Source organism: Nonomuraea sp. NPDC000554 (genome assembly GCF_040300065.1).
Taxonomy (GTDB): Bacteria; Actinomycetota; Actinomycetes; order Streptosporangiales; family Streptosporangiaceae; genus Nonomuraea.
The window spans coordinates 1-1,216 of the sequence record NZ_JBEPDC010000087.1; the positions used below are offsets into that span (position 1 = coordinate 1).

1 protein-coding gene is annotated in these 1,216 nt (G+C 35.9%); it reads left to right on the forward strand.

Translation table 11 applies throughout. The features are described 5' to 3' along the window. Positions 1 to 190: 190 nt before the first annotated feature. Positions 191 to 1,081, forward strand: coding sequence for an IS982-like element IS982B family transposase (locus ABT294_RS50755; RefSeq protein ID WP_350813752.1), 891 nt, complete (start codon positions 191 to 193; stop codon positions 1,079 to 1,081). The last annotated feature ends 135 nt before the right edge of the window (positions 1,082 to 1,216 follow it).

Sequence of the window (1,216 nt, forward strand, 5' to 3'; positions counted from 1 at the left end):
ATAAATAAAGATATAAGTTTAATCATTTAGTATGGTTTTTCAACTTTACTTTCAGAAAAATTACAATTTTTCAGAAATACATCAAGCAATACTTTTATATACCCGAATTGCTAGTTAATTTCATTGGAAAATAAATAAGTCGTGCTATCCTAATCTTAAACCACTAAGCATTAGAAAGCGCACGACTTATATGACTTATAATAGCACACTTCCAAAAGTTTTTGTTTATTTACTGACAACCATTGAGACGCTTTATCAAACGAGTGTTCCCCTTGAGGTTCAAAACCGAAAGAACGTCCATCTCGCAACATCAGATTGCTTAGTTATCGCTTGTTACCTATGGGGCGTACTGCATTTTAGTGAAACGCTTAAAGCTAAGCACCAATTGGCTCAAAGTTTATTTCCTAATTTCCTAGAATATTCTCGCTTTGTCCGCCGTTGTAATGCCCTCTTACCGAGTATCCAAGTCATTCGCCAAGCACTCGTCTTTAAAGAGGTTGAAGGAATGAGTGTATCCATTATTGATAGCTTCCCCATTCCTTTGTGTCAGCCTATTCGTAATTTCAGAAGCAAAGTTCTTGGAGATTATGCCAATGTTGGCTACAATGCTACAAAGGGACAGTACTTCTATGGATGTAAATGTCATGCTTTAGTCAGTGAATCAGGCTATGTCATAGACTACACAATTACTCCTGCTTCAATGGCTGATCGTTCAATGACCGAGGAAGTGTTGAGTCAATTTGGGACACCAACAGTCCTTGGAGATATGGGATATCTAGGTCAGTCACTGCATGATAGGCTGGAATTAAAAGGAATTGATCTAATTACACCTGTCAGGAAGAACATGAAGCAAAAGAAAATCCTTTTCCCTAATTTTTCAAAACGTAGAAAAGTGATTGAGCGAGTTTTCTCTTTTTTGACAAATCTAGGAGCTGAGCGTTGTAAAAGTCGTTCGCCTCAAGGTTTTCAATTGAGATTAGAGATGATACTTTTAGCGTATTCTTTACTGTTAAAATCAGCTAAATCACTGGAACCAGAGACTTTAAGATATTCTATCGGGTATCAAGTCATGTCTAAATAATCAACTAGCAATTCGGGTCGTAATTAACATAATTGTATATGAACCCTTTGCATTTTCATTTAACGGCTTAATGGTTTTTCGCCTTAATAATAATAACCTTTGTTAAAAATTTGATTTTTTCTTTTAAGGGCCTAG

What these genes read in the sequence shown, in the direction of transcription:
- ABT294_RS50755 (WP_350813752.1), top strand. Translation starts at nt 191, where the DNA reads ATGACTTATAATAGCACACTTCCAAAAGTTTTTGTTTATTTACTGACA.